At 32.4% G+C, this 10,821-nt stretch carries 4 protein-coding genes; 3 read left to right on the top strand and 1 reads right to left on the bottom strand.

Going from position 1 to position 10,821, the window contains the following annotated elements:
* Positions 1 to 140: 140 nt before the first annotated feature.
* A complete protein-coding gene (locus V5787_RS11755; RefSeq protein WP_336893398.1) occupies positions 141 to 4,193 on the bottom strand; it encodes a two-component regulator propeller domain-containing protein in 4,053 nt (1,350 codons plus the stop codon).
* A 206-nt stretch (positions 4,194 to 4,399) separates the two neighbouring features.
* Between V5787_RS11755 and V5787_RS11750 the strand changes: the two genes are divergently transcribed.
* Genes V5787_RS11750 through V5787_RS11740 form a run of 3 tightly spaced genes read left to right on the top strand, consistent with a single transcriptional unit; the run spans position 4,400 to position 10,383 of the window.
* Complete coding sequence (locus V5787_RS11750; RefSeq protein WP_336893397.1) at positions 4,400 to 5,611, top strand: glucuronyl hydrolase; 1,212 nt, start codon at positions 4,400 to 4,402, stop codon at positions 5,609 to 5,611.
* Positions 5,612 to 5,671: 60 nt separating this feature from the next.
* On the top strand, positions 5,672 to 8,719 hold the full coding sequence (locus tag V5787_RS11745) for a TonB-dependent receptor (protein WP_336893396.1): 3,048 nt from the start codon (positions 5,672 to 5,674) through the stop codon (positions 8,717 to 8,719).
* Positions 8,720 to 8,745: 26 nt separating this feature from the next.
* A complete protein-coding gene (locus V5787_RS11740) occupies positions 8,746 to 10,383 on the top strand; it encodes a RagB/SusD family nutrient uptake outer membrane protein (RefSeq protein WP_336893395.1) in 1,638 nt (545 codons plus the stop codon).
* The last annotated feature ends 438 nt before the right edge of the window (positions 10,384 to 10,821 follow it).

The raw sequence follows: 10,821 nt of genomic DNA, 5'->3' as shown, positions 1-10,821 counted from the left end.
CTAAAAACTAAAGGAAAATGAACCAAAAAATAGATCCATAACTAACATAAACAATGAAAATAAGAAAAAAAAATATAAATTTTAGATTTAAAAAGTAAAAATTGAAATCTAAAACTGAAAAGAGCATTATGCAACGGTCTTCACTCTCTTTTTTTGCTTTTTATAAATTCTTTTGGCGTCTTATTATAAATGCTCTTGAAGTTTTTAGAAAAATATGAGGTACTGGTATAACCAACTTCATATGAAACTTCATTTATATTATACTTACTTGTCAAGAGTAATTCAGAGGCCTTCTTTATTCTATATAAATTAATATATTCGGATGTTGTACGATTTGTTAGACTTACCAACTTACGGTGTAGCTGACTACGACTCAGATTTATTTCCATAGCTAGTTTTTCTACTGAAAATTGATCATCTTTATAATTAGATTCAATAGCCTTATTCAGTTTGCGTATAAAATAATTATCAAGATTTCCACCTTCTATTGATTTGTCTAATATAAAAAGATTTTGAAAGCTCTTTCTCAGTCTATTTCTTTGGGAAATTAAGTTTAATACTTGTGAAAGCAGTACTTTTTCTTCTATGGGTTTCGATAAATAAGCATCGCCTCCATTTTCTAAGCCCATTATTATGTTTTCTTTTGCTGCTAATGCTGTGAGTAAAATTATGGGTATATGGCTAGTTTCTAATTGTGATTTCACGGAGCTACAAAACTCAAAACCATCCATTTCTGGCATCATAACATCGGAAATAATAAGATCTATTTGGGTGTTTTTTAATATCTTTAAACCTTCTTTTCCGTTTGTTGCATATTTAATTTTATAGCTGTCATTAAGTAAACCTCCAATGAATTTTCGCAAATCATTATGGTCCTCAACAATTAATAATTGATACTCTTTTTGCTCTTTCTCGATGTCTGAAATTGCGTTAATACTATTTTTGACGAATTCAAGATTTTTCACTTTCGGCGGGTTTTCAATGATCGATTTATGGAGACCTAATTTTTTATGTAATGTGACCGTAAACTTTGCACCTTTTTCATATAAGGTCTTTACATTAATTCTACCACCGTGTAATAAGGTGAACTCTTTACAGAGGTCAAGGCCAATGCCTGTACCAATTTCGTTTGTACCAGCAACTTCCTCTTTAGTATTCGTTTGTTCAAAGCGGTTAAATATCTTTGGCAAGTTTTCTTTTTTAATACCTAATCCAGTATTAGATATAGATATCTTAATATGATCATTACCCTCTATAGTTCCAAAACTTAATTGATCAGAGAAATCAAACTCCATTTCTTGTTCGTTTTCAGAAATTGACATCAATATTTTTCCATTAATAGGTGTGTGTTTAAATGCGTTAGACAAAAGATTAAAAATGATTTTATCAGTTTTATCTCTGTCTGCTTCAATGAATATCTCTGGAGCCGATGAGAAAAAATCAAATTGAATTTCTTTTGTTTTAGATTTTTCAATAAAATGCAGTTTTATTTCCTTGATTAATTTAACAATGTCTAATTGTGATATTACAAGTTTAGCGTGGCCCTTTTCAATTTTTCTAAAATCCAACACCTGATTTACTAATTGTAGTAAACGATCGGAATTCATTTTAATAACATCCACGAGCTCTTGTTGCCTTAGAGTTAAGCCACCGGAACTTATTAATTTAGAAAGAGGTAATGTTATTAAGGTTAGTGGTGTTCTGAGTTCATGGGATATATTGGTAAAAAATTTCAATTTCATTTCATAATTTTGTTCTTCAAAGTTTTTTTGAATGTTTGCAATGAGCAACATTTTTTTTAATTTAGACCTTTCCATTACAAATCGGATCAAAACTATAGAAATTCCAATAATAAAAATAAAACACAAAAGATAGGCGAGACTTGTTTTGTACCAATATTTCTTTATACTTATAGGAAGTATAGTAGGAGTCTCATTCCAAATACCATCATTATTACAAGCTTTAATTTCTAATATAAAGTCTTTGTTTGGTAAATTTGCAAACATTACAGAACCATCGTTTCCTGCATCAACCCATTCATCATAGTAATTTACCAATCGATATTTGAAAAGGTTTTTTTTAGATAAAAGATAATTATCGGAGGAAAACCCTACACGAATAGTTGTTTCAAAGGGATTTAATTGAATCTCATTATAATTATTATTAGACTGTAGAACGGGGTATTTTGTGTTTTGATTATTTACTATAATTTTATTTATCAAGGTTTTCGGTTTTCTTGTGTTTAGACGAATTTCTTGTGGGTTTATTATGGTAAAGCCACTTGTTCCTCCAAAATAAAGAAAACCTTCATTGTCTTCAAAAATGGCTTGAGGGTTAAATATATTTCCCTGAATACCATCTTTTGTAATAAAATGTCTGAATAAATGAGTATTGGGGTCATACTGAATAAGTCCATTACTTGAGCTAATCCAAACATTGTTATTGGTATCCTGAATAATACCGCATACATTTTCTCCTTTAAGTAGACCATTCATTTCTAGATGTCTAAGCTGTTCTGTCTTTTGATTTAAGGTAATTACTCCTCCATCCATTAATCCAAACCACAATATGTTATTTGAAAGTTCTGTTATAGAATAGACTGTAATATTAGCCAAAGCAGAGACCTCTCCAGAAGTTGGATGATATTTCTCGAGTTTTCGCTCTTTTAAGTTCACATTATAAATTCCAGAATTAGTTCCAACCCAAATATTATTAGAAGAATCAGAATAAAGACATCGCACAAATCGACCTACGGATCCCTTGTTTTTACTTTTTGATGTGTTAATAAAATGTATTTGTTTTGTTTTAAAATCGTAAAAATTTATACCGCCTCCATAAGTGCCGATCAAGATTCCCGAATCAATCTCGCACAAGGAATAGACATCACTTTTTGAAATGTGACTCCCATCATTATTCCCGTTAGAAATTTGTTTAAAGGTTTTGTTTTTGGGTGACTTATGCCAAAGGCCATTGCCATATGTTCCTATCCATATATTACCGAATCGGTCTACAAGTGTTGATTTAATATGGTGTACTCCATCCTTAATATGTAATGAATTGAATTTTTTGGTCTTTTTATTAAAAATATTTAGCCCCCCTTCTTCGGTTCCTACAAGTATTTTTTGATTGTCAATCTGAGAAAAAGAACTTACAATATTATTGGTCAATGAAAAAGGAGCCTTATTAGATTTAAAATTTTCGAATTTATTATCTGAAGGATGAATATAGGAAACTCCTCCGGACCAGGTTCCTACCCATACTCCTCCTTGATTGTCCTCAAATAATTCATGAATAGAATTGTTTAAATGGCCATTGTTATATTCAGAATTTAATTTGTTGATTTTTCCTTTTTTATAGAGATATAAGCCTTCATAAGCGCCAATCCATAAGCGTCCGTATGTGTCTTTTAATAATGATCGAATATTAATTTGTTCAATATTATTCTCAGAGGCATCTAATTTAAAATGCTTTATTAGTTCTCCTTTTAAATTATATTGTCTAAGACCATGATTTTTATAAGATACAAATAACTTGTTTTGATGAATAGAAATAGTATGTGCAGAAATACCATTTCCTATTATTATTTTTTCATAGGATTTATTATTAGAAGTAACCGTATAAATATTCCCCTTTTCGTCTCCAAACCACAGTCTATTCTTATGATTAATATATAAAACAGTAATATGGATGGGCTGGTCTTTATTAATGCGTATTAAACGATTTGTTTTTCTATTGTATATCCCCAAATAGTTAGTATTAGAAAACCATAAGTTATTGTTTTCATCTACGATGATATTATTAATTGTTGATTCTACAGTTGTACCATCTTCATACGTCATTTCAATTTTATGGAACTTTTGAATTGTTCTGTCAAAAAGACATACGCCACTTCCGGATATAACCCAAACAAAGTTGTTCTTGTCCACAGCAATATCTAAAATAATATTACTAGGTAAAGCAAGAGAATCTGTTGGGTTAGCAACAAAAAAAGTTTCGTTTTTTGAATCATATTTTATTAAACCGTGATCAGATCCAAACCACATATAGCCAGATAAATCTTGTCTAATTGTATTGATGGCTCTAAAACCATAACCACCATCTGGGGAGATCTTCCTAATTGGAAAACCATCAATTTGAGCTTGTAAATGAATAGTAAATATGAAGAGACTAAAGATTATTGATTTTAGAGACAACTTGGTTTAATTTAAAAATTCAAATATAATTTCGATATTCTTAACATCCTATAAAATATGTTGCATGAATTAATAAAAAAGGTCTTGGTGCAACTTAACTGCATAAAATTACAACATTACTCATAGTTCTATTGTCGCAATCTAAGTAATTTTATTTTCAAGACATTTTATAGAATTTATGTAAAACAAGAAAATTATAAAATAATATGAGAAAATTATCGCTCTTTATTGCTTTAATCGCAATGTCGGGATGTTTAAAAGAGAACTCGACATATGCCGATACTAAATTGATAAAAAAAATTGGAGCGCAACTAAAGGGGTCTATAATACTATATAATGATTCCAAAACTGATAAGCTAGTATCTCCACGAACAGCAGAAATGAGTGCCGTTAAAATGGTTCCTGCATCAGATTGGACAAGTGGATTTTATCCTGGAGAATTATGGATGATGTACGAACTTACCAAAAACGAATTTTGGAAGGAAAATGCATTAAAATTTACATTGCCTATTGAACAAGAAAAATGGAACGGCAAAACTCACGACATGGGTTTCAAAATGTACAGTAGTTTTGGCAGGGCTTACTTTGCTACGAAAAACCCAAAATTTAGAGATGTTTTAATTCAATCGGCTAAAACTTTGGCTACTCGTTTTAATCCAAATGTGGGATGTATTCGGTCTTGGGATTTTAATTCAAAGGTATGGGGTTTTCCGGTAATTATAGACAATATGATGAATCTCGAACTGCTGTTTTGGGCAGCTAAAGAAACGGGAAATGTATCGTATAAAAACATAGCTATAATCCATGCAAAAACCACTCTTAAAAATCACTTTAGAGCGGATTACTCGTCGTTTCACGTTGTTGATTATAAACCCAGAGACTGGCGAAGTCCAAAAAAACAAACATATCAAGGCTATTCTGATGAAAGTGCATGGAGTAGAGGTCAAGCGTGGGCTTTATATGGATATACAATGGTATATAGAGAAACTGGTGATGACAAATATCTAGAACATGCCGAAAAAATAGCGACTTACATTTTAAACCATCCCAATCTTCCAGATCACAAAATACCGTTTTGGGATTTTAATGATCCAAAAATTCCAAATGTGCCTTTTGATGCATCTGCAGGAGCAATTGTGGCATCTGCCCTTTATGAATTAAGCACGTTTTCAGATAAAGGAGCTGAATATTTAGAGACAGCTAATCATATAATAAAAACCTTATCAATACCAAAATTCCTTTCAGAAGGAGGGAGCAATAATGGATTTCTACTTAAACACAGCACGGGTTCAAAACCTGGAAATAGTGAAGTAGATGTGCCACTAGTATATGCGGATTATTATTATATAGAATCATTATTACGTAGAAAGAATTTAATTAAAATTAAAAAATATATGAAGAAAAAAACTAAGTATTAATTCCAATAATGACACGGTCATTATTTAGCAAACAAACCAAACTTAATTAAATTTTAAACCATGAAGATAATAAAAAACAACATAATCACATTAATCGTATTTGTTTTTAGCACTCTTAATCTTTTTTCCCAGCAAAATAAAATTACGGGAAAAGTAAGTGGTCAAAGTGGATCAGAACTTCCCGGAGTTTCCATTTTGGTTAAAGGCACTATTAATGGTACTTCAACAGATTTTGACGGAAATTACACTATAAATACAGACAGCAATGCTCTTCTAATAATTAGTTATATCGGTTTTGTAACTCAAGAAGTTAGTGTAACAGGCAGATCAGTAATTAATATTACCTTAAAAGATGATCTAGAAAATCTTGACGAGGTTGTTATTGTAGGCTATGGTACCGCTCGAAAGGGTGATTTAACAGGTTCAATATCGACTGTTTCTACAAAAAATTTTGATAAGATAGCATCTAGTTCCCCTTTACAAATACTTCAAGGTAGGGCAACTGGACTTAGTATTACTAGTAGCTCAGGTGTTCCTGGTTCGGGTAGTAATGTATTAATAAGAGGAGTAGGATCTATAAACGGCTCTAGTTCACCTATTTATGTTGTGGATGGTGTTATAAAAACTAATATCAATAACCTTAATCCTAATACCATAGAGTCAATTTCTGTCTTGAAAGACGCTTCGGCGGCTGCCATATATGGAGCAAGGGCGGCTAACGGGGTTATTTTAGTCTCTTTAAAAAGAGGAAAAGGTAGTGGAGCTTCTCAAATCACTTTTAATACGTATGTAGGTATACAAACTGAAAGTAATTTAAAATTAGACCTCCTAAATGCTGATCAATTTGTCGAGCTTTGGACAGAAAGCCATGAAAATATTGGTCTTGAGTCTAACTGGACACAAGCTGATCTTGACCAATATAGTGGTGTAGATACCGATTGGAAAGATGCAATGCTTCAAACAGGAATCATTCAAAATTATGATTTATCTGTTTCTGGCGGAAATGAGGATTCCAATTATTTTGTTTCAGGTAATTATTTTACTCAAGAAGGGATGGTCATTAAAACTGCATATGAAAAGTTCAACTTAACATTAAATTCTGACCATAAGATTAACGACTGGTTGAAATGGGGAAATTCTATATTACTTTATTCTTCCAAAACAGAAGGTGATGGTACTTCCTATAATCTTGCAATGCGTAAATCGCCACTCACTAGAGTTTATGAAGAAGATGGGTCTTGGGGTATAATTAGAAATCAAGCATTAGAGCACATACATAAAAATCCTGTTTGGCAGTCTGAAAATTATCAAAACGATAATTTAATTAAAGGATTACAGGGTAGTTTGTACGTTACTTTAAATCTATTAGAAGGTTTAGAGTTCACGGCAAGAGGTAGTATTGATTATGTGAATAGTTATAGTACACTTTTTAACTCTGGTGTGCCAGATCCTGCAAGATATAGTTGGGAAGGATCAACAATTAATTTAGTTCAGAAGCAGAATATTCAAAGTACACATGGGATTGTAGATTTTTTACTGAATTACAAGACTTCAATTAATGAAGACCATAATATTACTGTATTATTAGGTTATTCACGTGAAGAAAACGAACGAGAATTGTTGTATGCAAGTATTCAAGGTACTCCTAATGACGATATTAGATATCTAGATGCTGGTGACCCAGAAACTATGCAAAATAGTAATAATTTCAGGGATTGGAGTTTTGCCTCAATATTTAGCAGGGCGACCTATAATTATAAGAATAAATATTATTTTAATGCTACTATTAGACGTGATGGTACATCTCGATTGACCGAAGAAAACAGATATGGTGTATTCCCTTCTGGATCAATTGGATGGAAAATAAGTGAAGAAGACTTTTTTAATAAAGAAGGTTTTTTTAATAATTTAAAACTTAGAGCTAGTATGGGAATTCTGGGTAATGTATTAAGTCTTAGTGAGTATGCCACTATTTCAAGCTTAAGTTTTCAGGGAAGAGTACTTAATGATGTAGTAACGCCTGGATATACGCAAACATCTGCCGTTAATACTGATATTACATGGGAGACGTCTCAGAAATGTAATTTTGGTTTTGATGCTACGATGGTAAACGGTAAGATCTATACGTCTGTTGATTATTTTATTGAAAGCACTTCAGATCAGTTATTCACGCAGCCTATTCCGCTTTCTAACGGATATTTTTCAAGTCCAATAATTAATGCGGGGGAGGTAAGAAATACAGGGATAGAATTACAATTAGGGATTAGAAACAATCATTCTAAAGATTGGTCTTATGATGTTAATTTTAATTTTTCTAGTGTAAAGAACGAAGTAACAGATCTAGGTGGTCGTGATGAAGAATTTTTATCTTCTGGTCTTAAAGTAGGAGAACCCGTGAACTCCTTTTTTGGTTATAAAACAAATGGTTTGATTACTGATGAAAGTCAACTAGCCAAGTATCAGGGAGGTTCTTTTGGATCGAAAGCTATAGGTGACATCAATATAGTTGATATTAGCGGGTTCGACGATGATGGAAAACCAAATGGCATTCCAGATGGTATAATAAATGCTGCAGATCGAACAATTATAGGCTCTAGGTTTCCAAAATTCATATATGGCATGACAGGAACATTAAATTATAAAAACTGGGGTTTACAGGTTCAGTTACAAGGTGTTCAGGGTAGAGATATTTATATTGGAAGCCGAAACTCTAATGATTTAATGGTACTTATGTCCTCATGGGCTAGAAACGAAGATGCTCGAATTTATAGAAGATATCACCCAATTAATAATCCAAATGGAACTTGGCCAAGGCTTACTAAAGATGGTAGTGGAGCAAATTTAGAAGTTTCAGATTTTTGGTTAGAAGACGCTTCTTATTTGCGGATTAATAACATAAACTTATCATACAATGTTTCAGGATCTCTACTTAATAGATTTGATATAAGTAATTTAAGTTTGTATTCCAGCGTAAACAACTTATATACGTTTACTAAATATGGTGGCCCTGAAGTTGATACTACCGCTGGTGGACCAAATAGCGTGAATGCATTGTCGGGAATTCCAAGCCCAACAACATTTAATTTAGGTTTAAAGGTATCATTGTAATTAACAGTATCAATAATATATCAATTATGAAAAAATTAATTAAAAACATCAATAAAAGTATCCTTGCGATATTTGGCATTCTACTTTTTGTTTTAGTGGGATGTAATAATGAAGATGAATTTCTAAACCGCATCCCTTTAGATAAACCGAATCCAGAAAACTTTTTTGTTGATGCAACTTCTGCTAGAGCGGCTGTTAATGCTGCTTTCAGACCATTGACTGTTAGTGCACATATGTTTCGAAGAGATTTAGTACTTTGCTTAGATGCTATGACAGACGACAGTTATTGGCGTCCAGCTAGGGCGCACTCAATAGCTTTAGGAAACTGGGATGTTACCCCTACTAATGAAAATATTAATAATTATTGGCAAGAGTGTTATCGATCTATTAATGCTGCAAATTTTGCTATTGAAAGAATCCCTACATCTTCAGACCCTCAATTTACTACTGAGAAACAATTGCCTTATATTGCCGAAGCAAGATTTATTAGAGCATGGTCATATATTTTTCTTACCTCTTTGTATGGAGATGTACCACTTCATTTAATAGCGAGTATAGAATCTAAACCAAGGTCTTCAAGGGCTGATATTTTAGTTCAAGTTGTAGCTGACTTAGAATTTGCAGGTCAAAATCTATTGGCTTCTCCAATAGAAGATGGTGTGCCTACAGCAGCTGCAGCATATGGATATTTAGCTAAAGTATACCTTTGGCTTGGAGAAAACGAGAAGGCTATAACTGCTGCAAGATCTGGAGTCGTTTCGGCTGAAGGTGCAGGGTTTGGATTGGTTGATGATTATTTATCTATTTGGGAAGAAGAACAAAATAAAGAATTACTGTTCTATCTTCCATTTGCAACTAATGACGATACCTATGGACAAAACATGACTGTTCAGCGTTTAATTAGAGACATTCCTACAAAACTAAGAACTATAGAGCCTGGTGACGGTTGGGGATATGGTCTACCACAGTTAGATTTATATAATGCGTTTGAACCTACAGATCCTAGAAGAGAATTTACCATGTACGCTCATGGAGATAATTATGGTGTTTACAATGGGTCTGAAGATTTTGTGTATACCTATAATACATTTGACGCTTTAGGTAATGAAATATCGGAAACGGTAACATATCAACCAGGAGATTTGGTTACATATAACCATAATTGGTCTCCAACGGGTTTTAATATAAGAAAAATGACTAGATCGATGTTTCATTTGGCGAATGTAAGGTGGTCTGGTCAAGATATACCACTTATGCGTATGTCAGAGCTGTATCTAATTCTAGCTGAAGCTTTAGCTGAACAAGGAGACGCTGAAGCTTTAATATATGTAAATAAAGTACGAAGTAGAGCTTCAGTTAATATGCCTGAAAAAACAGTAGCAGATGGTAATTTGGTAGATTTGGTTAGACACGAACGCAGAGTTGAGTTGGCAATGGAAGGAATAAGAATTTTTGATTTGATAAGATGGGGTACATTAGCGGATGTTTTTGGAAACGGAACTAAAGTAAAAAGACATTATCATTCAGATTTATTACCAACAAGTAATATTACCAAATTTGATTCACCTGTACATGACCTTACACATTTAGAAGGCTTATTGCCAATTCCGCAGGTTGAGATGGATCAAAATAATGAAATTACTACGCAAAATGCAGGGTACTAATTTAAAAATTTAAGTTGGCAATTAACGTATATCAAGCCAACATATGTGTCTTTTAATACATGTGTTGGCAATTGGTAAAAGCAGCGCCAAAAGCACTAAAAAGTACAATCGTATTCTTAAAGAGTAAAGTATAACAGTAACTATTTATAATTTATTAAATTGTATTACTATAAAGACAACAGATAATTGTAAGTACAGCGTTTTATTGGGTTTTTTTCCGGAAATTTTGATGTGTATTAAAAAGATCACGGGATACAACGTCAGTTTGCTGTGAAGAATTTCATTTTTAACCCAATCTAAGACCGTTGCAAGGTACATGACAAAAACAAAGACCCAAACTTAGGGTGTAAATCATTGTCTGTTAACTTATTAAGATGTATATTCAAGCCATGAAACTACAAATAACACCTACTTTTGCAGATAGCATTTGTGATTTAC

Source organism: Flavicella sp. (assembly GCF_037132785.1).
Taxonomy (GTDB): domain Bacteria; phylum Bacteroidota; class Bacteroidia; order Flavobacteriales; family Flavobacteriaceae; genus Flavicella.
The sequence above is the reverse complement of the archived record's forward strand: the minus strand, read 5'-3'. Positions and strand labels throughout refer to the sequence as shown.